The organism is Ruegeria sp. BG10 (genome assembly GCF_056538575.1).
Map to the genome: position 1 here is coordinate 176194 of NZ_JBQFTI010000002.1, position 25361 is coordinate 201554.

At 59.5% G+C, this 25361-nt stretch carries 21 protein-coding genes; 11 read left to right on the top strand and 10 right to left on the bottom strand.

What is annotated here, in order from left to right:
• Positions 1–266: 266 nt before the first annotated feature.
• From ACR0D8_RS11880 to ACR0D8_RS11890, 3 genes are all read right to left on the bottom strand, one after another.
• A complete protein-coding gene (locus ACR0D8_RS11880; RefSeq protein ID WP_480646665.1) occupies positions 267–968 on the bottom strand; it encodes a response regulator transcription factor in 702 nt (233 codons plus the stop codon).
• Positions 968–2869 (bottom strand): hybrid sensor histidine kinase/response regulator, encoded by a 1902-nt coding sequence (locus tag ACR0D8_RS11885; protein WP_480646667.1) that lies wholly within the window; start codon positions 2867–2869, stop codon positions 968–970. The genes ACR0D8_RS11880 and ACR0D8_RS11885 overlap by 1 nt, the downstream gene beginning before the upstream one ends.
• 89 nt (positions 2870–2958) lie before the next feature.
• On the bottom strand, positions 2959–4491 hold the full coding sequence (locus tag ACR0D8_RS11890) for a sulfatase-like hydrolase/transferase (RefSeq protein ID WP_480646669.1): 1533 nt from the start codon (positions 4489–4491) through the stop codon (positions 2959–2961).
• A gap of 296 nt (positions 4492–4787) precedes the next feature.
• Between ACR0D8_RS11890 and ACR0D8_RS11895 the strand changes: the two genes are divergently transcribed.
• Genes ACR0D8_RS11895 through ACR0D8_RS11910 form a run of 4 tightly spaced genes read left to right on the top strand, consistent with a single transcriptional unit; the run spans position 4788 to position 8698 of the window.
• Complete coding sequence (locus tag ACR0D8_RS11895; protein ID WP_480646671.1) at positions 4788–5912, top strand: ABC transporter permease; 1125 nt, start codon at positions 4788–4790, stop codon at positions 5910–5912.
• Position 5913: 1 nt separating this feature from the next.
• Complete coding sequence (locus tag ACR0D8_RS11900) at positions 5914–6729, top strand: ABC transporter ATP-binding protein (protein WP_475164686.1); 816 nt, start codon at positions 5914–5916, stop codon at positions 6727–6729.
• 5 nt (positions 6730–6734) lie between these two features.
• Positions 6735–8051 carry an MlaD family protein gene (locus ACR0D8_RS11905; protein WP_480646673.1) on the top strand — a complete coding sequence of 439 codons (1317 nt, stop codon included), beginning with the start codon at positions 6735–6737 and terminating at the stop codon, positions 8049–8051.
• The gene (locus ACR0D8_RS11910) at positions 8048–8698 is read left to right on the top strand and encodes an ABC-type transport auxiliary lipoprotein family protein (RefSeq protein ID WP_480646675.1); all 651 of its coding nucleotides are present in this window, start codon (positions 8048–8050) and stop codon (positions 8696–8698) included. The genes ACR0D8_RS11905 and ACR0D8_RS11910 overlap by 4 nt, the downstream gene beginning before the upstream one ends.
• Positions 8699–8711: 13 nt before the next feature.
• Here ACR0D8_RS11910 and ACR0D8_RS11915 read toward each other — a convergent pair whose 3' ends face one another.
• From ACR0D8_RS11915 to ACR0D8_RS11925, 3 genes are all read right to left on the bottom strand, one after another.
• Positions 8712–10694 (bottom strand): vWA domain-containing protein, encoded by a 1983-nt coding sequence (locus tag ACR0D8_RS11915; protein ID WP_480646677.1) that lies wholly within the window; start codon positions 10692–10694, stop codon positions 8712–8714.
• Positions 10691–11230, bottom strand: a complete 540-nt coding sequence (locus ACR0D8_RS11920; protein ID WP_475164678.1) for an RNA polymerase sigma factor — start codon at positions 11228–11230, stop codon at positions 10691–10693. Before ACR0D8_RS11920 ends, ACR0D8_RS11915 begins: the two co-directional genes overlap by 4 nt.
• Positions 11231–11291: 61 nt before the next feature.
• Positions 11292–12872, bottom strand: a complete 1581-nt coding sequence (locus ACR0D8_RS11925) for an FMN-binding glutamate synthase family protein (protein WP_480646679.1) — start codon at positions 12870–12872, stop codon at positions 11292–11294.
• Positions 12873–13087: 215 nt separating this feature from the next.
• Between ACR0D8_RS11925 and ACR0D8_RS11930 the strand changes: the two genes are divergently transcribed.
• Positions 13088–13495 (top strand): fluoride efflux transporter FluC, encoded by a 408-nt coding sequence (locus ACR0D8_RS11930; RefSeq protein ID WP_480646681.1) that lies wholly within the window; start codon positions 13088–13090, stop codon positions 13493–13495.
• Positions 13492–13854, top strand: coding sequence for a fluoride efflux transporter FluC (locus tag ACR0D8_RS11935; RefSeq protein WP_480646682.1), 363 nt, complete (start codon positions 13492–13494; stop codon positions 13852–13854). Before ACR0D8_RS11930 ends, ACR0D8_RS11935 begins: the two co-directional genes overlap by 4 nt.
• A gap of 86 nt (positions 13855–13940) precedes the next feature.
• Here the strand turns inward: ACR0D8_RS11935 and ACR0D8_RS11940 are convergent, their stop codons facing one another.
• From ACR0D8_RS11940 to ACR0D8_RS11955, 4 genes are read right to left on the bottom strand one after another with little or no spacing between them, the layout of a single operon-like run.
• Positions 13941–14267 (bottom strand): cytochrome o ubiquinol oxidase subunit IV, encoded by a 327-nt coding sequence (locus ACR0D8_RS11940; RefSeq protein WP_475164671.1) that lies wholly within the window; start codon positions 14265–14267, stop codon positions 13941–13943.
• A complete protein-coding gene (locus tag ACR0D8_RS11945; RefSeq protein ID WP_480646685.1) occupies positions 14260–14892 on the bottom strand; it encodes a cytochrome c oxidase subunit 3 in 633 nt (210 codons plus the stop codon). The genes ACR0D8_RS11940 and ACR0D8_RS11945 overlap by 8 nt, the downstream gene beginning before the upstream one ends.
• Entirely contained in the window at positions 14889–16979 is a 2091-nt protein-coding gene (locus ACR0D8_RS11950) for a cbb3-type cytochrome c oxidase subunit I (RefSeq protein WP_480646686.1), read from the bottom strand. Before ACR0D8_RS11950 ends, ACR0D8_RS11945 begins: the two co-directional genes overlap by 4 nt.
• Entirely contained in the window at positions 16976–17938 is a 963-nt protein-coding gene (locus ACR0D8_RS11955) for a cytochrome ubiquinol oxidase subunit II family protein (RefSeq protein ID WP_480646688.1), read from the bottom strand. Before ACR0D8_RS11955 ends, ACR0D8_RS11950 begins: the two co-directional genes overlap by 4 nt.
• A 176-nt stretch (positions 17939–18114) precedes the next feature.
• On the opposite strand from ACR0D8_RS11955, the gene ACR0D8_RS11960 reads away from it, so the two are divergent.
• The 5 genes from ACR0D8_RS11960 to ACR0D8_RS11980 all read left to right on the top strand — a co-directional run bounded on the left by ACR0D8_RS11960 (position 18115) and on the right by ACR0D8_RS11980 (position 25121).
• Positions 18115–19350 carry a lytic murein transglycosylase gene (locus tag ACR0D8_RS11960; RefSeq protein ID WP_480646690.1) on the top strand — a complete coding sequence of 412 codons (1236 nt, stop codon included), beginning with the start codon at positions 18115–18117 and terminating at the stop codon, positions 19348–19350.
• 405 nt (positions 19351–19755) lie between these two features.
• Positions 19756–21384: a peptide ABC transporter substrate-binding protein gene (locus tag ACR0D8_RS11965; protein ID WP_480646692.1), complete on the top strand. Its 1629-nt coding sequence runs from the start codon at positions 19756–19758 to the stop codon at positions 21382–21384.
• Positions 21385–21450: 66 nt separating this feature from the next.
• A complete protein-coding gene (gene oppB / locus ACR0D8_RS11970) occupies positions 21451–22374 on the top strand; it encodes an oligopeptide ABC transporter permease OppB (protein WP_475164661.1) in 924 nt (307 codons plus the stop codon).
• 10 nt (positions 22375–22384) lie between these two features.
• Positions 22385–23314, top strand: a complete 930-nt coding sequence (locus ACR0D8_RS11975; protein WP_475164659.1) for an ABC transporter permease subunit — start codon at positions 22385–22387, stop codon at positions 23312–23314.
• A gap of 1 nt (position 23315) precedes the next feature.
• Positions 23316–25121, top strand: a complete 1806-nt coding sequence (locus tag ACR0D8_RS11980) for an ABC transporter ATP-binding protein (protein ID WP_480646695.1) — start codon at positions 23316–23318, stop codon at positions 25119–25121.
• Positions 25122–25361 lie beyond the last annotated feature (240 nt).

The window sequence follows — 25361 nt, forward strand, 5'->3', positions numbered from 1 at the left end:
CTTCGATGCCTGGCCGCGACATGGTCAGACTGTTGATCCGGCGGCATAGATGCGTGGAAACTGCCGGAAGATCGGGATGTTGTTAGTTATGCGCGACCGGTCCAAGAATCCATAGTTACCGCTCAGATAATGAATACGGGTGTCATTCATTTCAAACCATGCGCCGGTGTGAATACCCCGACCCTCGCTCAATACATTGTTTGCACACACTTAATTCACCAGATTACCAATAACAGATCGTGCGGATCACAATCTGGATCAGCGTATTACCGCCACTCGACATCCCCAAGAAAAATATATCCGGCCCCATAGATCGTTTTGATTAATCGGGGATTTTTCGGATCTTCGCCCAGTTTTGTGCGCAGGCGTGAAATACGAACGTCCATGGCGCGGTCGAAACTGTCGCCAGCGGCACCACCGAACGCCTCTTGCATCTGGGCTCGGCTGATCAGGCGTTTCGGGCTTTCGAGAAACAGCCGCAGTACCTCGCCTTCCGCGTGACTGAAAGGCGTTTCCGCGCCGCTTCCATCCTCAAGCACGTAGCGGTCGAAATGCGCGGTCCAGCCATTGAATTCCGCAATGTCTGACTGAGTCATCTGCGTTCGCGGAGAGCGCAATCTGGCGCGTATCCGCGCCACGACCTCGGCAGGATCAAAGGGTTTGGTGATATAGTCATCCGCCCCAAGTTCCAAGCCGGTCACACGATCCTGTACCTGCGCCCGTCCCGAAATGATGATAACCGCCGCCCCCTGTTCCAATGCCAGCCTGTGGACCAGAGCCAACCCATCTGTATCCGGCAAAGACAGATCTACCAGGCACACATCCGGGGTCACGCGCTTTAGCGATGCCTCGAATTCCCGCGCGCGCGAAAAGCTGTGCGTCCGGAAACCGGCATCCTCCAGCGCTTCGGTCAGGATGCGCCGGATTTCAGGCTCGTCATCGACAATGGTTACCAGCGGTTGCGTCATCAGGCGGCCTCGGTGCGGATCAGGGCGGACAGCTGTGCCCGGGTGAACGGTTTGCGCAGGACCGGTGCCTGTGTCAGCGCCTGCCGGTGCAACGGGTCGGAATAAGGAAGCGATGTCATCAGGATGCAGGGCAATGCCGGCCGAAGCTGGGCCAGCAGATCAAGCCCGGTTCCCGCCCCTTCCAGGCGAATGTCGGACAGGACCAGCGCGATATCCCTGATATCCGCCGTCAAAGCCAGCGCCTCATCAGAAGATGTGGCTTCGATCACCGTGAATCCAAGATCCACGAGCATTTCGCGGAACTGACCACGCAGGTCGTCATTGTCCTCAACCAGAAGAACCAGACCTTCCTGTACCGGCGGCGTGGGTCGGTAGGGCAAGCGCAGAATTACGGACGCGCCGTAGGGCGTGTTGCGAAGGCTCAGGTCCCCACCGGCAAGCTTGACCGTGTCGTAAACCATCGGTAGACCCAGCCCGGAACCCTTGCTGCCCTTTGTGGTGAAAAACGGGTTCAGGGCTTTTTCCAACGCCTCCTCAGAAAACCCCGGGCCCGTGTCGGACACCGTGATCTCAACCCAGATCGCACCGATCGTGTGCGCGCTGATGGTGATCTGCCCGAACCCGCCACAGGCGTCGCGCGCGTTCAGCACAAGGTTCAGCAAGGCGTCCTGAACCATGCCCGGATCCAGCATCAGCGCTTCGTCCGGCAGGGTATTGACGACCGACAGGCCAACCCCGCGCGGCAGCGATGGCGACGCCAGAACGCGCAAATCCTCCAACAGACCGTGCATATCGGTCGCCTTCGGCTGGGGTGTCCTGTTCCCGGTCATATCCGCGATCCGGTTCAGCAACTGCCCGCCCCGGCGCGCGGTCTGCTGCGTCGCCGCCACCAGTTCGCGCGCGTTTTCGGACAGATCCATCTTTTCAAGCCGGGATTGCATCCCCAGAATGATGGTCAGCAGGTTTGAAAAATCATGCGCCAACCCGCTGGTCATCTGTGCTGCCATCGCCCGGCGTCGTGTCTGTTGCAGCGCCACACGGGCCTGCGTTTCTTCGGTGATATCCACGGACATCACATATACGCCCCCTTCACCGTCCGGCGTGAACGACACGCGAATGCGACGGGAATCCTGGTCTTCGGTAAATTCAAAAACGGATGTTTCGCCAGCATACGCCTTATTCAGATAGGGTTCGACCCGCCCGAACGCCGTGGCACCAAGGGCGTCAGAGATATGCATCTTTAGGATTTCCGACGGGCGCCCCGGCATCACGGAACTGAGGCGCCGGTTCGAATAATCATACCGCCCGTCCTCGTCGAGATGCGCGATATGGGCGGGCATCATTTCGGTTGTCATCCGTGTCCGGGCTTCGATCTCGGTCAGTTGCCGTTTGGCTTCGACCAGTGCAGCGTTTGTGGCGGCAAGTTTCCGGTTTGCGGCCGACAATTCCTCGGCCCGATCCAGCAGCTGCCCAGACAGTTCCTCGGACCGGGCGCGCAGCAGGGCCTCGGCCTGTTTGGTGTTGGTGATATCGGTATAGACTGCAACCCAACCCCCTTTGGGCAGCGGCGCGCCCTCGACCGAGATGACCTGTCCGTTGGCGCGGACACGTTCCAGATAATGGGGTTCGAAGGCCAGCGCCTGCGTGACCCGCAATTCCACCATTTCCTCGACATCGGCATCCTCGCCATATTCGCCTATGGCGGCAAGAAAGCGGATTGTGTCGCGGAACAGGGCCCCCGGCTGCACCAGTTCGTCCGGCAGATCGAACATGACCTGAAAGGGTCGGTTGCTGACCACCAGCCGCAACTGGCTGTCATAGATCGACAGGGCCTGACCGATCAGATTCAGGCCCGCGGTCGTCATTTCCTTGATATGCCGTTCGGTTATGTCCAACGTCATCCCCCTGCGACATATGCGTAACATCCGATCTGTCGCAGGTGTAGGGGTCTTGGACGCGACACTTTGGGCCAGCCCGCTAAGGCATATGGTTAATATCGCAGCTTTGATTTTGGTCCTTCGGCCGTGATCGAGTGCAGCGACAACGTGTGATCCATGTTGCGCATCCGGTGCCGCAACATCTGACGCCCCAGACGGGCCAGATCCGCCGCGTAGTCCGGGTTTGCGGCGACATTCTCCAACTCTCCCCGGCCCGCGTGGTCAAACAGGATCGGCGGCAGGTCGGCGGCAAATTCGGCCAAAGTGAACCTGTCGTCCCGCAGGATACCAAGGCACGAGTCGCTGTTGCCCGTCCCCAGATTGCGCTGCCACAGCGTCGGGCTTTCCGGGTCCGCGAAATCCAGCTCGCTGAAAGAATAGGCGCGCCAGTCATCCGGTGTCTGACCTTGCAGCAGCGGCATCAAGGAGCGCCCGTCCATCGAGTTCGGGATCGGCTGGCCGACCCAGTCGAGTATTGTCGGTGTGATGTCGATGGATTCCGTGGGCGCCGACACCATCCTGCCCGCCTGCGCCTGATTGCCCGGCACCCGGATCATCAGCGGCGTGTGGTAAGCCACATCATAAACCGTCATTTTGCCCCAGCTGTGCCGGTCCCCCAGCATCTCTCCGTGATCGGCGGTGATCACCAGCAAGGTGTCATCGTATTGACCGCTGTCTTTGAGGTGCCGGATGACGCGGCCGATATGGTGGTCCACCTCGGTCGCAAGGCCCAGATAGATCGCACGCAAGGTCTGAATGTTCTCGATCGTCGGCTCGACAGTGTCGAAACCCATCACAAAATCCACGGGTTTTTGCTTTTCGATTGTCGGACCAAAGAACGGGTGCAGGGCCAGTTCCTCGGAAACTGTGGGAAAGCCAGCCGGTTGGGGCAGCGCGGACGGGTCGTACATATCGTTATAGGGTGCCGGGGCGACCAAGGGCGGGTGTGGTCTGATATATGTCAGATGCGCAAACCAATTCTGACCGGCAAGCGGAGTAATTCCGTCAAGAAAGGCATCGGTCAGAAAGGCCGTATCGCTGTCTTCTGCGCGGTAGAGCGCAGGGTCGTTCAACCGCGGCGCGCCGCCATCCGGTGAAACCGGCTTGTGCACGTCCCAGTAGTCATCGAACACATATCCCTTTTGCATTAGATGCGACCGCCACGGAAACGACTCCTCAAGCCGCATTTCGATGACCTCGTTGAATCCGGCCATGGGCTGTTCGTATGACTTCAGAATGGGATCGTTCGGGTCGTGGACCCGCGGATCCGCCGAAGTGTCCGTGTAGCCGAACAACATCGGCAGGTAACCGGCCTTGCGCATCTCGGTCGCGATATTGGGCGAGTCGTGCCGCAGAGGCGTGCCATTGCGAACCGAGCGATGGTTCATCGCATATTGCCCGGTCAGGATCGAAGCGCGTGACGGGCCACACGGGTTGGTTACCGAGAAATGCCGCTCGAACGTAACCGCCTCATTCATGAACGCACGCAGGTTCGGCAAATCGACATGCGCCGCCAGTGCACCGTTCAGGCAGTCGGCCCGCAGTTGGTCAATGATGATGAACAGGACATTTCCGGCTTGCCGCATATTGCTACCCCTGATTCCACAGTCGTGGTTTTCCGCGAACTCTGTCGTGGTTCGGCAATTCCGGCAACAGGATTGTCAGCCCATGGCGTGCAAGGTGGACAGAACACCGCACCAGCCCGGGACCAATGAAAAACGTCTGTCAGCTGCGGACACTCGTTAGTCTGGCACGCAACCCGCACGCGATGTCTGTCCCGAGCTTTTGAAACTGTCACCTGCACGCAATTGCATCGCAGCAATTCCCGTGCCCTTGGCAGAAATGCGTTGCAGCACAAGGCGGTTTCACATCACATACGCCCATGACGCAGCCAACGATACAATCGGACCGCGATGCCAATGGTGTCTGCCTGCGCATTTCAGGTGAGTTGCTGACGCAATCGCTGGACAGGGTTGAAACAGCATTTGCGTCCTTCCAGCCCGAAGGCGGCAACGTCACCGTTGATCTCTCGGAAGTTGAGGCGCTGGATACCGGCGGCGCATGGCTGGTTGCCGATCTGGCGCGCCGCGCGCGGGCCGTTGGCGCGCGGGTCACGTTTAAGGGACTGAACCCGGCGCATTCCATGCTGCTCGACACCGTATCGCACAGCATACCGGACGAACCCGGAACCGAGGCCGGTCAACGCAGCTTTGTCGATTGGGTGGCCAGCGTGGGTGCCCGTACGGCGGGGGCGTGGAAAGACACGCTTTCGATGATCGGGTTTCTGGGCCTGACGTTGCATCGGCTTGGCCGAACGATCGTGATGCCGTGGCGACTGCGCCGTGCGGCTCTGGTTTCGCAAATGGAGCAGACCGGGTTCAAGGCGATACCGATTGTGGCCCTGATGGGGTTTCTGATCGGCGTTGTGCTGGCCTTTCAGGGGGCCACCCAGTTGAAACAGTTCGGGGCCGAGATTTTTGTCGTCGAACTGATCTCGATCTCGGTTCTGCGGGAATTGGGCATTCTGCTGACAGCCATCATCGTTGCGGGCCGGTCGGGGTCGGCCTTCACCGCGTCCATCGGCTCGATGAAGGTGCAGGAAGAGATTGACGCCATGCGCACATTGGGTCTGGACCCCATCGAAGTACTGGTCATCCCGCGCGTCGTGGCCCTTTTGATCACCCTGCCGATCCTTGGTTTTATCGCCGACATTGCAGCCCTGATCGGCGGCGGGCTGATGAGCTGGATCGACCTTGGCGTCAGCCCCGGCATGTTCGCCACGCGACTGAAGGAAAACACCGGCGTCTGGCAATTGGCGATCGGCATGATCAAAGCCCCGTTCTTTGCGCTGGTTATCGGTGTCATCGCCTGCTGGCAGGCGATGCAGGTCAAGGGATCGGCTCAAAGCGTCGGTGAAAGAACAACGGCGTCGGTTGTACAATCCATTTTCATGGTCATCGCGCTGGATGCCCTGTTCTCGATTTTCTTCTCGGTGCTTGGGGTCTGACATGGACGGAACCGTGCTGGAACAGACCGCTAAGACCGATGCGCAGCGCGAGGCTGTGATCCGCGTGCGCAATCTGACCAACCAGTTCGGGCCGCAGGTGGTGCACAAGGACCTCAATCTTGACGTCTGGCGCGGCGAGGTTCTGGGCATCGTTGGCGGCTCTGGCACGGGCAAGTCGGTCTTGCTGCGCACTATCGTGGGGTTGAACAAACCCGCCGCCGGCAGCATCGAGGTGCTGGGGGTCGATGTGCTGAACGGCCCGGAACAGGAACGGCGTCGTATAGAAAAACGCTGGGGTGTTGCGTTCCAGGACGGGGCGCTGTTTTCATCGCTGACCGTCCTTCAGAATGTAATGGCACCGCTGCGCGAGCACACAGGCATCAGTGAACACCTGATGCAGGCGCTTGGCAGTCTGAAGATCAGCCTGGTCGGACTGCCACAGCTGAGTTGCGGCAAGTTTCCGTCGGAACTGTCCGGGGGCATGCGCAAACGCGCGGCTCTGGCCCGCGCCCTGTCGCTGGACCCCGAGATCGTGTTCCTGGACGAGCCGACCGCCGGACTGGATCCGATCGGGGCCGCCGCCTATGACGAATTGATCGGTGAGTTGCAGCATGCTCTGGGCTTGACGGTGTTTATGGTCACGCATGACCTCGACAGCCTGTACGCCATTTGCGATCGGGTCGCAGTTCTTGCAGAAAAACGCGTGCTGGTTGAAGGGCCGATTGAAGAAATGACCAAAGTCGACCATCCTTGGGTGCAGGAATACTTCACCGGCCCCCGGGCGCGCGCAGCGCAAGAGAAGGGGCAGGACAGGTAAAGGCGATGGAAACCCGAGCGAACTATATCCTGATCGGAGCATTCACCCTTGCGGGTATTCTTGGCGCGTTCGGCTTCTTCCTGTGGCTCGCGAAATTCGAGGTTTCGCGGCAATACGCTTATTACGATGTTCTGTTTGACAACGTGTCTGGCCTGTCGGCTGCGGGCGGCGTCAGCTTTAACGGCCTGCCGGTCGGTCAGGTCATTTCACTGCAGCTGGACGACGACGATCCGTCGAAAGTACGGGTGAAACTTGAGGTCGATGCAGACATCCCGGTGACCAAAGACACGATTGCACAATTGCAGTCGCTTGGCGTGACCGGCGTGAGTTATGTCGAATTGTCCGGCGGGTCCCCGGGCGGTGAAAAGCTGCCGCAGAACAGTGTGATCCAAAGCAAACGCAGCACCATTCAATCACTGTTTGAGGGGGCCCCGAAAGTGCTGGACGAGGCGGTGACCCTGCTGGAAAACCTCAATGCGGTGGTCGACGACAAGAACCGTAAATCGGTCAGCGACATTTTGGAGAACCTGGCATCCGCGTCCGGCAGGCTGGACAAGACATTGTCCGATTTCGAAAATCTGTCCACCGATCTGGGTGGTGCGGCGAAAAAGCTGGGCGACTTTACGGATCGGCTGGACAAGCTGGCCGATACCGCGGAAACGACGCTGACCACCGGCACGGACACGTTGAAAAGCGTGAAAACCGCCTCGGAATCCGCGACCGCCGCGCTGAACAGCGCCAAAGGTACAATCGAAACGGCCGACCGGGTGATCCAGCAGGACCTCAAACCATTCATCGAACAGGCATCGGCCCTCGCCGAACGTCTGTCGGGTTTGTCGGATGAAGGCAGCGTCGCCTTGGCGACGGTTACCGAAACTTTCCTGAATGCCAACAAGACCTTGGGGTCCATCACCGCTGCAATGGACAGCGCCAAGGGTACGCTAACCTCGGCTGAACGCGCATTTGACTCGGCCAACAAGGTAATCAATGAAGATATCGGGTCGGTAATGGACGATGTCCGCTATGCCGCAAACGAAGTGGCCGCCACTGTACAAAACGTGACCAAGCGGCTGGATGACATCTCGGCCGATATCCTCAGCGCGTCAAAATCAGCCTCGGAACTGCTGGGCACCATCGACGGTATCGTGCAGGACAACCGCCGTCAGCTGTCCGATTTCCTGCGCGTCGGCCTGCCGCAGTTCACACGTTTCATCGAAGAGTCACAGCGTCTGGTGATCAGCATGGACCGTTTGGTGGATAAGGTCGAACGTGATCCTGCGCGGTTCCTGCTGGGGACCCAAGCATCGGAGTTTCGCCAATGATCAGGCATATTCTTGTGGCTCTGGCGCTTGTGTCGCTTGGCGGGTGCACCGGGCTGGGCACTTTGCGACAGGCATCCAAGCCAAACGATTTGTACTTGTTGACGCCGAAAAGTACGTTTTCCTCTTCTCTGCCGCGCATCCAAAAGCAAATCGTCGTGCAGGAACCAACCGCGACGGCGGCCGTCAATACAGATCAGATCGCGGTTCAGCCCTCTCCGTTGCAGGTCCAGTACCTGCCGCGCGCGCGCTGGGTTGATCGGGCCCCGCTTATCGTCCAGGCGCTGCTTGTCGAAAGCTACGAAAACAGCGGCAAGGTGGCCGCTGTCGGCCGATCCACAGTTGGCCTTCGGGCGGATTACGTCATCGTGCCGGACCTGCGTGAGTTTCAGGGGATCGTGGTCGGCCAAACCGAAGACTCGCCCACCATTCGGGTCGAGGTGCGCATGAACATCAAGATCATTGATGAGTTCGAAGACAAGATCATCGCCTCGGATTCCTTTCAGGAATTTGTAGTTGCCGCCAGTGACCAGACCCCGGATCTGGTCACCGCATTTGATGAAGCCCTGGGCAAAACCATGCGCGACGCGGTAGAATGGAGCGTGCGCAGGATCAATGCCCACGCTGCCAACAACCCCAGGCAATTCTGAAGCCGCGAACCTGTCAGCGGGTCAGCGTTTCGGCCAGCCTCATCAGCGTGACCGCTTCGGCCCGATATCCAAACGGGTCGTCGCCCTTTGAAGAATTGGCGAGTTCTATTGCGTCTGCATAAGACCACGAACCCAGGTAATCACCGCCGCGCAGCAACTGACCGAACCCGGCAATGGCATAGGAAAATTGGACGTCTCCGGTAACGCGCCCCTGCCCGGGTAAAATCGGCTGTTCTATCAACTGGCTTTCGGACGCGCCGGGCATCTTGTAGCGCAGCTTGAAGAAGCCAATCTCATCCGTTCCCTCGGATACCGCCTGTTCGGCATAGCGCAGCGGACCATTTCGGATCGCATCCGATCCCACCGGGGAAACTTCGTAGATCGCCGTCACCGAGTGGCCGGCCCCGATATCACCGGCATCCACCTTGTCATTCGCAAAATCTTCTCGCCGAAGGGCCCGGGTCTCATACCCGATCAGGCGATATTCGGCGATCCGCGCCGGATTGAATTCGATCTGAATTTTGACGTCATTGGCAATCGGAAACAGCGCCCCGGTCAGTTGATCGGCCAGCACCTTGCGCGCCTCGCTCAGCGTGTCGATATAGGCGGCCTGCCCGTTGCCGTTCTGCGCCAGCGCCTGCATGGTCGCGTCGTCCAGATTGCCCCGGCCAAAGCCCAGGACGCTCAGAAACGTGCCACTGTCGCGCTTTCCTGCGATGAAGTCTTTCAGCGCTTCGGGGTCGGACAATCCGACGTTGAAATCGCCATCCGTGGCCAGGATCACACGCGTCACCTCTCCGTCCCCGGCCATCCCTTCGGCAACCTGATAAGCCTGCTGCAACCCGGCCTGCCCCGCTGTCGAGCCACCTGCTTCCAACTGGTCCAGAGATGACAGGATCTTGCTCCGCTCCGAAGCCGACGTCGGCTCCAGCACCTGCCCGGCGCTGCCCGCATAGGTCACGATCGAGACCTGATCTTCGGGTCGCAACTCCGACAGCAGCAGGCGGAAGGACTGCTTCAGCAGGGGCAATTTGTTCGCATCCTGCATGGACCCGGACGTGTCAATCAGAAAGACCAGGTTCAGCGGCGGGCGGTCTTCGATCTGCGGCAGCGAACCCTGAACCCCAATATGGAGAAGCTGCGTGCCTTCGTTCCACGGAGTGGGCGTCACGGTGATCGAAGGGCGGAAGGGCGCGGCCCCGTCGGGCGCGGGATAGGAATAGGGGAAATAGTTCACCATCTCTTCAACTCGCACCGCGTCTTTCGGCGGCAGTTGACCGCGCATCAGTGACGACCGGACAATCGAATACGAAGCCGTGTCGACGTCGATCGAGAAGGTCGAAACCGGGTCTTCGCTTGTGACCTTTAGCGGATTGGTGTCCGCGTTGGCGAAATCCTCGGTCTCAGTTTGAATTTCCTGGCGATCACCGGACTCCCGAGTAAGAAGATTGCTGATCGCAGGTTCGGTTGCCGGGGACGGGGCAAGTGGCGCGCTTTCTGTCAATCCAAACAGGTCGGAACTTTGACTTTGTGCCGCAAACCCGAGACGGCGTTTAAGTTCGGGCACCGCCTGTTCTTCCACGACAACCGGAGCTTTGACGACCGGCTCCTCCAGATTCCCTTCATATGGTTTCTCTGAGGCAGCCTCATCGTCCAGTTCGGCGATCTGCGTTTGCCGCTGACTGTCACTTATCTGCGTCGGGTCCATCACATAATCGCGTGTCTGTGGTACGATCATCACCAGCGCCACGGCGGCGATTGCAGTTGTCGCGGTCAGGGCACCGCGGTGTGAGAGGGCATTCAACATGGATTTCGCTCCTTCTGTCAGGCGGGCCAACGGGCCTCGCTTGACAGTCGGACGCATGGCGTGCGGCGATCCTTGGCTGCGCGAGAAATTTTTCTGCGCCCGTTCCAGATTTTCGGCCCGGCGCTGCGCGTTCGGAGGTGGGGTTGCATCCTCCATCAGCCTTTTGAGGTGTTCAAGATCGTCTGTCATTCTGCCAGTTCCTCCTGCCGAAGGGCGCGCAGGCGCTTGCGGATGTCCGACATGCGCCACGACACCGTGCCCTCGGACACGCCCAACACCTCGGCGGCCTGGGCATGGGTCATCTCGTCTTCCAGTGTCAGCGCCAGCGTGTCCTGCAATTCTTGCGGAAGGGACCGCATGGCGCGCTGCAGCCAATCGACGGCTTCCGCGGTTTCGGCTGCTTCGGCCCGGCGCATCTGTTCGATGTCGCCCCACCCTGCCGCTGCGCGGCTGTGACTGGCCTGACGACGGCGTGCGTCTTCGGCGGCATTCACGACCACACGGTACAGCCAGGTGGTAAACCGGGCCTGTGCCCGAAACCCGGCAATTTTCGCGGGCAGGGCGGCACAAATGTCCTGCGTCAGGTCCTCGGCCTGATCCGCCCGTCCTGTCAGACGGAAAGACAGGCGAAAGACGCGGTCATAATGCCGTGCCAACAGGGCGGCAAACGCATCAGCGTCCCCTTTCGCGGCGGCCTTTGCCAAATCCTCATCCGATGTAGTCATGCGCATCACGATGGGTAAGACGGATCAAAACGGTCAATCCTTGGCGGCGGCACAAAAAAATTCAGAAATGCGCGGCCGATGCCATTTTCCAGTCTGCCGCAAAGTCGTCCGGGATCGCCTTGGACAGCAGAGCGCCATCGTCTATGAAAGTGTAGAGCTCGGCATAAGATCTTTCGCGTTCGTCCGCCGTGCGGCGACGGATATCGGCGGGGCGCAGGTCTGCCACCCTTTCTTTGCCCATGGCGCCCAGAAGCTCGCGAAAGCTTTCCAGCGTGGCGTCGTGGAAACGGTGCACCCGCTGACGTTTTTGTGGAATGTTAACGGCCCGCCCCCGGATCGGATCCTGTGTAGCCACGCCAGACGGGCATCGGTTGGTGTTGCAGTGCAACGCCTGAATGCAGCCCACCGCAAACATCATTGCCCGCGCTGCGTTGCACATATCGGCCCCAAGGGCGAATTTCTCAACCATGTCATACCCGGTGGCAACCTTACCCGAACAGATGATCCGGATCTTGTCCCGCAAACCCACGCCGCGCAGACAATTATTGACGAATATCAAAGCCTCGTTCAGCGGCATCCCCAGCCGGTTCGTAAATTCCACCGGGGCCGCGCCCGTGCCCCCTTCGGACCCATCGATGGTGATGAAGTCCGGCAGGATTTCCGTCTCCAGCATTGCTTTGCAGATTGCCATGAATTCCGACGGTCTGCCGATGCACAGTTTGAAGCCGACGGGTTTACCATCCGACATCTCCCGCAGATGCTGCACGAAATGCATCAATCCCGTCGGACCTTCAAAGGCCGAATGAATGGGCGGGGAAATCACGTCCTGATGTTCCGGGACGCCGCGGATCTCTGCGATTTCCTTGTCCACCTTGGCCGCGGGCAGCACCCCTCCGTGCGAGGGTTTGGCACCCTGTGACAGCTTGATCTCGATCGCTTTGACCACGTCCTTTTTTGCCTTTTCGGCGAACGTTTCCGTGTCAAACCCGCCCTCGGGCGTGCGGCAGCCAAAATAGCCGGTGCCGATCTGCCAGATGATGTCGCCGCCTTCGGCCAGATGGTGCGGCGACAGACCTCCTTCGCCGGTGTTATGCGCAAATCCCCCATCCTTGGCACCGCCGTTCAGCGCCCGGATCGCGTTGGCGCTGAGCGCGCCGAAACTCATCGCCGACACGTTCAGGCGCGAGGCGTTGTAGGGTTTGGAACATTGCGGACCGCCCAACATGACCCGCTCTTCGCTTTCCGGCACATCCTTTGGCGCAAGCGAATGATTGGCGCGGTGATAGCCAACCGTCATGATGTCGTATTGTGTTCCAAAGGCCTGCGTGTCCACCTGCCCTTTGGCGCGGGAGTAAACCAGCCCGCGAATGATCCGGTTGAACGGGCGGCCGCTTTCATTGGTTTCCACGAAATACTGCCGGATTTCCGGGCTGACGAATTCCAGCATATAGCGGAAGTGACCCAGCACCGGATAGTTGTTCAGTACGTTATGTTTGGTCGTCAACATGTCATACAGGCCGACTATGGCGTACGGGATCAGAAATACCAGCAGCCAATGGGCGGGCGGCCAGAAGAACCCCCAAAGCAGGGTCAGCGGCAGGCAAACGTAACTCAGGATGTAATAGAGTCTGCGTACAATCATTCGTGCTCTCCCAAAGTGGCCCCGGCCCGGTTTGTTCAGACAGGGTTGCCCAAGGCCAACCGTGGTACAAGTTGACTTTTGATTGCAAGCGTTTGTGCCTTGCCTCACGCGTTCGGGCGGTTTTGTGAAACATGCAGAGCTTTTGGCGGCGGTTGATCCCCGCGGCGTCAATCGGTATCCCCGGTCAGAAGTGAATTTGGGCAGGACCATTGGCCGTGACACAGACCCGATCCGCAGTCCGGACCACTGCCGTTATGTTCCTGGCCGTTTTCGTCGGCGGTGCAGCCGGTTCGCTGCTGCGCGAGGTGTTTTCGACGGGTATTCCCGGCACCGCAATATTCACAGCGACATTCGGCATCAACGTCGTCGCGTGCTTTATCCTCGGCTGGCTGTATTCCATCCGGCACCGAGTTAATGCCCATGTTCTGCACCTCGGGGCCGTGGGGTTCTGCGGCGGATTGTCTACCTTTTCGTCCTTTGTTGCCGAGCTTGAGCGTATGGCCATGTCCAGCCCTTGGGCCGCAGTTTCTGCTGCCACATTGGAAATCGCCTTTGGCCTCGCCGCCGCAATTCTGGGCGAAACAATCGGGCGGCGGGTTCATTCCCCGGAGTCCCGGGAATGAACGAGCTTTACCTGCACGCCATGTTTGGGCTGGGCGGCGGCCTTGGTGCCGTGTTGCGTCACTGGATGGCACTGCGGGTCCGTCATGACCTGCCCTTGTCGACCTTGATCGTGAATGTTTTGGGCAGTCTGCTGCTGGGTTTGTGGATTGGTTACCTCGGCGGACCGGTGGACATGGGCGAGGAAGAAAGGCGGCTGGTTTTTGGGTTTTGCGGCGGGTTCACCACGTTTTCCAGCTTTGCCTATCAATCGCTGGAACTGAGGCGCGAACGCACGATTGCACTGGCTGCCGGAAATATCCTGTTAAGCCTGATCCTGTGTTGGGCAGCGCTGTGGCTGGGTCTTGCCCTGATGCGCTGAGGCGATGGCACCGGGCCTTAGCTGCAACGATGACCGATTTCACGGATTCCAATGTCTGGGCTTTTCGCTGCTCGTAGGGTCCGTCTTCACATCGGGTAGGTATGCATCCGCACCGCAAGGTTGCCCATGATCCAAACCGTCCCCAGTATGATGATCAGCAGGACGAGTGTCGAAAACAGAACAAGGTCCAGATCCTCGCGGCTGCTGCGACGGCGGTCGATATGCAGGAAATAGACCAGTTGAACAACCAGCTGTGCCAGTCCAAGGAGGCCGATGGACAGGTAGACGCCTCTGGTTTCGATCCCGAACCTGTGCGCGATGGCAAACACCGCCAGCGTCAGCAGCAGCGATCCGCCATAGCCGATCACATAGCGGCGCCTTTCGCGGCGGTGCATTTCGCTGCGCTTATCCATAGGTCAGCCCTCCGAAATAAACGATGGTTATGATGCCGATCCAGATCAGATCAAGGAAGTGCCAGAACAGAGCCAGCCGCACCACACGCGACATCAGCAGATCGGTCAGACCAAACATGCGCAATTGAATGCCCAGCACGATCAGCCACACACAGCCCGCCGCCACGTGCAGGCCATGCAGAGGCACCAGCCCGTAAAAGGCGGACAGGAACCCGCTGCGCTGCGGTACACCGCCTTTTTCCGCCATCGCCATGAAGTCCCGGATTTCCAGAAACAGAAAACTGAGCCCCAGCACCAGCGTTACACAGAACCACAGCACGATCCGGGCCCTCGGCAGGTTATATTTCAACGCCAGCATCGCCAGCCCGACCGTCAGGCTGCTGGTCAGCAGGATCATTGTCTGCGCGAAGATGCTTGTCAGGTCGAACAACTCGTGCGGGCCGGGCCCGCCCGCCTGCGCGTCGATCATGGTGATGTATATGGCGAACATCAGGCCGAAATAGACCAGATCGCTCATCAAAAAGACCCAGAACCCAAAGGTGACGACCTCGGTGGCCTTGTGGGCGCTGGCGTGACGCCGCCCGAGGTTCAGCCCCGGATAGCTGTGCGTGGGGGCGCGTTTCATGTCACGGCCTCCAAATCCGGGCGGGCCAGCCCGCGGTTTTCGGGCGCGGTTTCGTGATCGCGGTCAACGGGCGTGGATGTGTGGACCAGATCAAGCCAGGCCTCGTGCTGTCTGCGCACTTCTTCGGCCGGAATGACCTCTTCTGTGTCGGTTTTGAAGGTCCAGAGTATGAAGGACAGGAGCATCGCGACAGTCATCAGCGCCGCCAGCCACCAGATCCACCAGACCAGCGCGAACATCCAGACACCGCTGAGTACACAGAGGATGAACCCGATCCCCGTATTGCGGGGCATTGCGATGTCTTCATAGGCGTCCGGCTTTGGATAGGCGTCTCCGCGTTCCTTGGCAGCGGCAAAGTTGTCCCGGTCCGTCACGTTTGGGATGACCGCGAAGTTGTAGGGCGGTGGCGGCGCGGGGATCGACCATTCCAACGTGCGCGCGTCCCAGGGATCGCCGACCGGAACGCGGGTCTTGTCACGCTCACGGATGCTGACCCACAGTTGGACAATGACCGACAACAGCGCCGCAAGGATGACCAGTGCGCCCAACACCGCGACGATCATATATGGGTGGAAGCTTGGGTCTTCCCAACTGAAGGATCGGCGGGGCATCCCCATCAGCCCCACGAAATACAGCGGCAGGAAGGTCAGCATGAACCCGACGGTCCACAACACGACCGTCACCCGCCCCCAAAACTCGTTCAGGCGAAAGCCGAAAGCCTTGGGGAACCAGTAATTGTACCCGGCCAGCAGGCCAAACAGCACCCCGGGCAGCAATACGTTGTGGAAATGGGCAACCAGAAACAGCGTGTTATGCACCTGGTAATCGACCGTCGGGTTGGCAAGGATCACGCCGGACAGGCCGCCGATGACAAACAGCATCAGAAAGGCCAGGCCATACAGCATCGGCACCGAGAACCGGATGCGCCCGCGAAACAGCGTTGCCATCCAGTCATAGACCTTTACCCCGGTGGGGATGGCGATCAGCATGGTGGCAATGCCGAATACCGCGTTGATCAGGGCGCTTTGGCCCATGGTGAAGAAATGGTGCAGCCAGACGGTAAAGGACAGGACCGCGATCGACATCGTCGCAATGACCAGCGAATTGTAACCGTATAGCCGCTTGGCCGAGAACGTGGCGAACACTTCGGAATAGATGCCATAGGCGGGCAGAACCAGCAGGTAGACCTCGGGGTGGCCGAACAGCCAGAACAGGTTGGCATAGTTCATCATGTTGCCGCCCAGGTCATTGGTGAAAAAGTGGAAATCCAGGTACCGGTCTGCCGCCAGCATCAGCGCCGCGACCCCAAGCGGCGGCATTGCAAAGACGATCAGGATCGAGCTGCAGATGATTGTCCAGCAATACATCGGCAGCCGCATGAACTTCATGCCGGGCGCGCGCAGCTTGTAGATCGTGACGGCAAAGTTGATCCCCGTCAGCGTCGTGCCGATACCTGATACGACAATGGCCCAAATCCAGTAGTCCGGCCCCACACCGGGATTGAACGCCGCACCGGTATATGGCGGGTAGGCAGTCCAGCCGCCGGTCGAAAACTCTCCGACGACCAAAGACACCATCAGCATCATCCCGGCCGAAACTGTCAGCCCGAGGCTGATCTGGTTCATCACCGGAAACGCCACATCGCGGGCGCCGATCATCAGCGGGATCAGGAAATTCGCCACGCCGAACACAAAGGGCACCGCGACAAAGAACACCATGATCGTACCGTGGGTGCTGAACAGCTCGGCAAAATGCTCGGCCTCAAGGAAACCGTCGCCGGGCCCGGCCGCCTGTTGGGCGCGCATGACGACGCCTTCCAACACACCGCGTGCAAGCATGACGATGGCAAAGACGATATACATGATGCCGATTTTCTTGTGATCCGCGCTGGTCAGCCAATCGCGCCACAGCGGCCCCCACAGCCGGAACCAGGTCAGCACCCCCACCACGGCAATGACGCCAATAATGACAACCGCCGCCGCGGCATTGGCAACGATCTCATTGGTGTTTGGCGTCTGGATCAGCCCGGCGATCGGGAAGGCATCCCAGTTCAATCGCCCGAAAAAATCGGAATCGGCGGTGGTCATTGTGCGCCCTCCTGCCCGAATTCGGTGGTACCCGGCTGTTGGTCTGCCGGCAAAGGTTGGTCGCCGTGATACCGATGCAAGATAGATTGGAACAGATCACCGCCCTGTAAGGTAAAGTACAGCGCGTTTTCCGGCATCTGCGCCGTTCCCAACGCCGCCTGTACCTCATCCCGATCCGTTCGCATTGCCAATGTGCGATAAGTCTCGGAATCCAGGGGAATGCCATTGGCGCGAACCGTCGCCACCCAGGCATCAAAATCCTCGGTCTGCATTGCCAGCGTTTCGAACTTCTGCTTGGTGAAACCCCGGCCATTGTATTGCGTGTTTTCGCCCTGCATCGTCTCGGGCCGGTCGGCGACAACATGCAATTGCGTGGTCATGCCCGGCATGGCGTAAATCTGACCGGCCAGTGCCGGGATCATGAAAGACTGCATGACGGTATCGGTCGTCAGAGTCAGCGCCACCTGCTGTTTGACCGGAATCCCCAGTTCACCCACACTTGCGATGCCCAGATCGGGATATATGAACAGCCATTTCCAATCCAGCCCGACGACCTGAACCTGAAGTGCCGGCATTTCGCCGAATGTGGCCGCGTACGGGTCCAGCCGATGCGTTGCCTTCCACAGATAGAACGACAGGATGGCGACGATCAGAACCGGCACGCCCCACATGACAAATTCCAGCTTCGCCGAGAAATCCCATTTGGGTTCGTAGGCGGCGTGTCCGTCTTTGCGTCTTCGGTATCGCAGGGCGATCAGGGGCACCAAAACCAGGACAGGAACCACGGCTATCAGGATCAGAAACGTGGCACGCAAAAGATGGGTCTTCTGGATCGCCGCTATCGGGCCCTGCGGTTCCATGAAGCTGTCGCTGGCCCCTGCCATCTGGGCTGACGCGGCAACGATCACAGCGGCCACCAGAATTACCGGTGACACAGTTGAGCGTCTGTATGGGGCCACGCCTGATCGTCCTCTCATGCCATCGCTTTCGGCCAACTATCGGCAGAGTCATAAGATTTCTCAAGGGTTTTTCCAAAACCGGTGATTGTCCGGTGCCGAATCCGAACAACCTTTTGTGCATCAGGCAGACGGCCTGTGGTTGACTTGGGGTCCGGGACAGGTGAGACATTTTTCAAATGCGTTGGATCATTCTCGCCTTTGGCCTGATGTGGCTGTCAACAAGCGCAACCGCGCAGAACCGCGTAGCTGTCGAGCGGCAGTTTCAGACATGGTTGCAGGAAACTGTCTGGCCGCGCGCCAAGACACGAGGTGTATCCCGCCGCACGTTTCAGCAGGCTTTTGAGGGTGTTAGCCTCAACTGGAAGTTGCCGGATCTGGTCCCGCCGGGGCAGGCCAAACAGACCCCGAAGCAGCAGAAGCAGGCCGAGTTCGGAGCGCCGGGGCGCTATTTCAAAGCAGGTTCGGTTCATGGGGCGGCGTCTGTTGGCCGTCAGATGGCGGACCGCCATGCGCGCACGCTGAGCCGCGTGGAAGCGGAAACCGGGGTTCCGGCCCGGATCATTCTGGCTATCTGGGGCCGCGAAAGCGGGTATGGGCAAGTTCCCATTCGCCATAATGCGTTTCAGGTGCTGGGGACCAAAGGTTTCATGAGCACCCGCGCCGCGTATTTCACCGATGAGCTGATCGCCGCGCTGCAAATCGCCGAAGCCGGGCATGCCCCGCCCGGAGCTTTGAAAAGCAGCTGGGCCGGGGCGCTGGGTCAGCCGCAATTCATGCCGTCGAACTTTTTGGCCTATGCCGCCGATGGAAACGGCGACGGGCGGGCGGATATCTGGACCTCGGCCGACGACACTATCGCCTCGATCGGGAATTTCCTTGCGCAACATGGCTGGATCACGGGGCGGGACTGGGGGTTTGAAGTGAACGTCCCGGCCAGTGTCTCTTGTGCCCTGGAGGGGCCGGATCAGGGCAGGCCCGTTCAGGACTGGGCGGCGATGGGGATCACCCGGGTTTCCGGCAGGCCTTTTCCGGCACACGAATTGACGGGCGAAGGGTACCTGATGATGCCTGCCGGGCGACACGGCCCGGCCTTTGTGGTGACGACCAATTTCTACGTGCTCAAAGATTACAACAAAAGCGACCTGTACGCCCTGTTCGTGGGCCATGTCGGGGATCGGATACAATATGGTGTCGGCAATTTTAACGGACGCTGGGGCAAGGTCGGCAATCTGTACCGCTCGGATGTGGCCGCGATGCAGCGCGCCCTGGAGCAGCAGGGGCATGATGTCGGCGGTGCCGACGGGTTGCCCGGGTTCAAGACCCGCCGCTCGATCGGACGCTGGCAACAGGCGTCCGGCCGCGCCGCGACCTGTTTCCCCGAAGCCCGCATGAAAGCGGAACTGATTCGTTAGCGATTCGCCCTGACGTTAAGGCAATCTGCACACGGTCTCGAAAAAAGGCGGTCAACAATCAGTGTTCCGCTTTCACGAAAATGTCACGAAGTCCCAGAGTTTCATCATAATATTTCTGTCGCAGACCTCGTTTCATTCGCAATCCACCTCCGGTTGCTCAATTTGCAGCCAAAGGCTTTAACCTTTTTTGAAATAGTGCCACCTTCTGCGTCAGTGAAAGGCGACTTTCGCAAACACGTTTCCGACTGCAAACCGAAAGACTGCGACGCGGTGTTCATTGCGATCTGACAAAGCAAAATTCGAACCAGTCCTGTTCTTGTACAGGGTCGGACAAACATGGTGGCAACGCGCCATCCTGTAGGGATGCGCGTGTTGTGCCGCTTCAAAAAACGGGAGTAGAAAGATATGAACAAGTACATTCGGACGTCTCTGGCGGGTCTGTTGACCTCGACCATGATCACCGGCGCCGCTTTTGCCGCTGGCACCCATCCAGAAACCGGCGAAGCGCTGGCGGATGACCAGACCTTTACCTACCGCATCCTGGACGAACACAGCTCGGTCGACCCGCAGGTTGTTGAGGACGTATCCGGCGCAGAAATCGTCCGTGACCTGTTCGAAGGCCTGATGAACCAGGACGAGGACGGCAACCTGATTCCGGGCGTCGCCACCGGATTCACCACCAACGACACCAAGGACGTCTACACCTTCACTCTGCGTGAAGATGCCAAGTGGTCGAATGGTGATCCGGTCACCGCAGGTGATTTCGTCTTTGCCTGGAAACGTGCCGTCGATCCCGCCCTTTCCTCGCCCTATGCGTGGTTCATGGAGCTGATGTCGATCGAGAACGCCTCGGAAATCATCGCGGGCGACAAGCCGACCGACGATCTGGGTGTGACCGCCATCGACGACCGTACGCTTGAGGTCAAGCTTAGCGCGCCGCTGCCGTATTTCGCGCAGATGACCACGCACTCCACCACCTTCCCTGCCCCGCAAAAAGTAATCGAAGAGTTCGGCGACGCCTGGACCAAGCCTGAAAACATCGTCTCGAACGGCGCTTATGTTCTGACCGAGCATCTGCCGCAGGAACGCTCGGTCCGCGAGCGCAACGAGATGTACTGGGACAACGACAACACCATCATTGAAAAGGTCGTGGCGCTGGTCATCAACGATGAAAACGTCGCCCTGACCCGCTATCTGGCCGGTGAGCTGGACCGTACCGAAGTACCCGCAGGCCAGTTCCCGCGTCTTCAGGCCGAGCACCCCGAAGAGGCCATCAGCTTCCCGCGTCTGTGCAACTATTACTATACGTTCAACATGTCCGACAGCGGCCCCGAGGCCTTCAAGGACCCGAACGTCCGTCAGGCGCTGTCGCTGGCTGTAGACCGCAAGATCATCACCGAGAACATCATGGCAGGTGGTCAGCCGCAGGCTTACACGTTCGCGCCTGAAGCAACGGCCGGGTTCACCGTTCCCGAAGTTGAAATGGCCTCGATGTCGCAGCAGGAACGCGACGAACTGGCCAAGGAACTGCTGGCTGGTGCCGGTTACGGCCCCGACAACCCGCTGAGCTTCGAGATGGTCTACAACACCTCGGAAGCGCACAAGAAGGTGGCCGTGGCGCTGAGCCAGATGTGGAAGCAGAAACTGGGCGTGAATGCCGAACTGGCAAACATGGAGTGGAAGATCTTCCTGGAAGAGCGCGGCAATCAGAACTTCGATCTGGCCCGTGGCGCATGGTGTGGCGACTATAACGAAGCCTCGACCTTCCTGGACCTGCTGCAATCGGATTCCGGCTATAACGACGGCAAGTACAACAATGCCAAGGTTGATGAATTGCTGGCCCAGGCCAAGACTGCGGATGACGCCGCACCTCTGTACACAGAGGTTGAGCGCATCATCGCGCAAGAGACCCCCGTTATCCCGATCTACCACTATGCTGGCGTCTACATGATGGACAGCGATGTCGGGAACTGGCCGGTCAATAACGTAGAGCAGAACTGGTACTCCAAAAACCTCTACAAAATCGCCGAGTAATCTTCCTTTGATCACGCTTTGCCCCGGAGCTCTCTCCGGGGCAAAGTCAATAATTGGGGGCATGGAATGCTTGCCTATATCATCCGGCGACTGCTGATCGCCGTCCCAACGATCCTTTTGCTGATCGTTGCAAGTTTCTTTTTAATGCACTTCGCACCCGGTGGCCCGTTCACCTCGGAACGGCCCTTGCCGCCCGCGGTTCTGGCCAATATCGAGGCGCGCTATGGGCTAGACCAGCCGCTTTGGAAGCAGCTTTGGGACTACCTGTACAACATCGTCGTGCATTTCGACTTTGGCCCGTCCTTCAAATTCAAGGACCGGGATGTAAATGACATCATCGCGCAGGGTTTCCCGATCTCGCTGACTTACGGTTCGCTGTCCTTCCTGGTCGCAACCGGTGTCGGTGTGGCGCTCGGTATTGCCGCGGCGATCAAGCACAACAGCTGGATCGACTATTTTGCCGTGGGTCTGGGGATCGCGGCGCAGGCGCTGCCGAACTTCATCATGGGCCCGATCCTGATCCTGACCTTCACGCTGTGGCTGGGATGGCTGCCCGGCGGTGGCTGGAACGGCGGTCAGTGGCAATATCTGATCATGCCGGTGATTGCGCTGGCGACGTCCTATATGGGATCGATCGCGCGCATCACGCGCTCGTCGATGCTGGAGGTTCTGAACTCGAACTTCATCCGCACGGCGCGCGCCAAGGGGCTGCCGACCAGAACCGTGATCTGGCGGCACGCGCTAAAGCCGACGCTTTTGCCCGTCGTATCTTATCTGGGTCCGGTCTTTGTCTACGTCCTGACCGGATCGGTTTTCGTGGACATCTATTTCTCGACCGGCGGTCTGGGTCAGGCCTATGTGGGCTCTGCCCTGTCGCGTGACTATGCCGTTTTGCTGGGGGTTACGATCCTCTACGGCGTTCTGACCGTTCTCGTGAACCTGCTGACCGACCTGGCTTATGCCTGGTTCGATCCGAAAATCCGTTACTGAGGGGCTGGCAATGCTTGGTAAATCACAAAAAGCCGCCCAACTGGCCGAAGACGTCACCGACTTCACGGCCGTTCAGGGGCGTTCACTCTGGCAGGACGCGCGGATGCGGTTCGTCCGCAACAAGGCCGCAATGGCCAGCGTCTTGGTTCTGGGTCTGATCGTTCTGTTCACGATCTTTGGCCCGTATTTCGCAGTCTGGACCAACGAAGAGATCGACTGGAACGTTATGGGCGACGTGCGCGGCATGGGGATGCCATCCGTCGAATCCGGGCACTTTTTCGGTGTCGATGACCTTGGGCGCGACCTTTACAGCCGCGTCATCCAGGCCACCACGACCTCGCTGCTGGTTGGTCTGATCGGGGCCGCAACGGCGCTGATCGTCGGGACCTGCTATGGAATCGCGGCCGGGTATATCGGCGGCCGGACCGACAGCGTGATGATGCGCTTTGTCGACATCCTGCTGGCGATCCCCGCGACGCTGATCATCATCCTTCTTCTTGTCGTGGCGGGGCGGTCCTTCTTTATGCTCTTCATTGCTCTGGGCGCCGTTGGCTGGCTGACAATGTCCCGGATCGTGAGAGGGCAGACACTGGCGCTGAAGAACCGGGAATTCATCGAAGCCGCACGCGCTGCCGGTGTCAGCGAGTTTACGATCATGTACCGCCACATCCTGCCCAACCTGCTGGGCGTGGTGATCGTCTACGCCTCGCTTCTGGTGCCCGAGATGATCCTGACCGAAAGCTTCATCTCGTTCCTCGGTCTCGGGATTTCCGAACCCTATACCTCGTTGGGGCGGCTGATCGCCGAGGGTGCCGGCACGATGGGCTACGGGACCCTGTGGCAACTGCTGTTCCCCCTGACATTCTACGTCGCCATCATCATCACGATGTTCTTCATCGGCGATGGCCTGCGCGACGCTCTGGACCCGAAGGATCGCTGATATGAGTCTGTTTTCCGTCAAGGACCTGAGCGTCCAGTTCAATACCCCCGATGGTGTCGTCGATGCCGTCAAAGGCATCAGCTTTGACATCAACCCGGGTGAATGCCTGGGCATCGTGGGCGAAAGCGGGTCGGGCAAAAGCCAGACCTTCATGGCCGCGATGGGACTGTTGCCGCCGGCCGGGCGGGCCGCGGGCTCGGCCATGCTGAACGGCAAGGAAATTCTGAACCTGCCGGTCAACAAGCTGAACCAGATCCGCGGCGACGATGTCGGCATGATCTTTCAGGACCCGCTGACGGCTCTGACCCCGCATCTGCGGATCGGGCAGCAGATGCGCGAAGTTCTGCAGGTTCACGAAGGGCTGCAGGGGTCCGCCGCGCGGGCGCGCTGCCTTGAGTGGCTGGATCGTGTGCGTATCCCCGAAGCCAAGCGGCGTCTGGATCAGTACCCGCACGAACTGTCCGGCGGGATGCGCCAACGCGTCATGATTGCCATGTCGATGCTGTGTAACCCCAAGCTGCTGATCGCGGACGAACCCACCACCGCGCTGGACGTGACCGTTCAGGCCGACATTCTGGACCTGATGGTGCGCCTGCAAAAGGATGAAGGCACGGCGATCGCGCTGATTACTCATGACATGGGTGTCGTCGCGCGGATGTGCGACCGGATTCAGGTCATGCGTCTGGGTCAGTTCGTCGAGGCCGGAGACACGCGCGAAATCTTCCGCACGCCGAAGCACGAATACACCCGCACCCTGCTGGAAGCGATGCCGCGCATCGACGCCGGCGACGCGCCCAAAGCGCTGGACAAGGTCGACGATCCGCTGCTGCGGGTCGATGATGTCAAGGTGCACTTCCCGATCCATGTTTCGGGCGGATTGTTCGGGCGCAAGGTGCCCCTGAAGGCGGTCGACGGTGTCAGCTTTGACATCCGTAAGGGCGAAACGCTGGGGGTCGTGGGCGAATCCGGCTGCGGCAAGTCCACACTGGCGCGGGCCGTTTTGCAGCTGATCGAACCCAGCGCGGGCAATGTCAGCTGGCTGGGCCATCCCATCGTTGGCCTGAGACGGGCCGAGCTGAACAAGTACCGCAAGGACCTGCAGATCGTGTTCCAGGATCCGCTGGCCAGCCTTGACCCGCGGATGACGATTTCGGCCTCGATTGCCGAACCGCTCAAGACCTACCGCCCGGACCTGACCGAGCGGGAACGCAAGAAACTGGTCGCCGAGATGATGGAGCGGGTCGGTCTGAAGGCCAACATGATAAACCGTTATCCGCACGAATTGTCCGGCGGGCAGAACCAGAGGGTGGGCATCGCGCGTGCGATGATCAACAAACCCAAGCTGATCATCTGCGACGAAGCGGTGTCGGCGCTGGACGTGTCCATTCAGGCGCAAATCGTGGAATTGTTGCGCGAACTGCAACAGGAGTTTGGCCTGTCGATGATTTTCATCAGCCACGATCTGTCGGTTGTGCGCGCGGTTTCGAACCGGATCATGGTGCTGTATCTGGGCCGGATCGTCGAACTGGGCGATGGTGAGGTGATCTGTTCCGAACCGATCCACCCTTACACAAAATCGCTGATCTCGGCCGTGCCGATCCCCGATCCGGATGTCGAACGCACCCGCCAGAGGCTAAAGCTGCCGGGCGAGCTGCCTTCGCCTTTGGATCCCAAGGCAGCCCTGCGGTTCCTGCCTAGCCGTCTGTCCGTTGGTGAAACGGACTATGTGCCACAACTGAGCGAAGTTAAGCCCGATCATTTCGTGGCCGAACATGACCCGCTTGAGGCGATCATGGCCCGGACCTGAGGCTCGCGCCCCGAAGCCGCCACCCGGCTTCGGGGTTCTTCATTGGCATCTAAACGCACTCCGAAAATCCGGATAAAAAAACACGGCACAGCGGGTCTTTTGACTTCTTTGCCCCCCAGTGGCACCATCCCTGCGGTTCGACATCCGAATGTCTGTCGCCGTTGATTGTTTGGTCCGCAGGGCTTATGAGATGGTCCAGTGTACACGAGGACCACCCCGCGTAGTTTGAGACATGAGAGG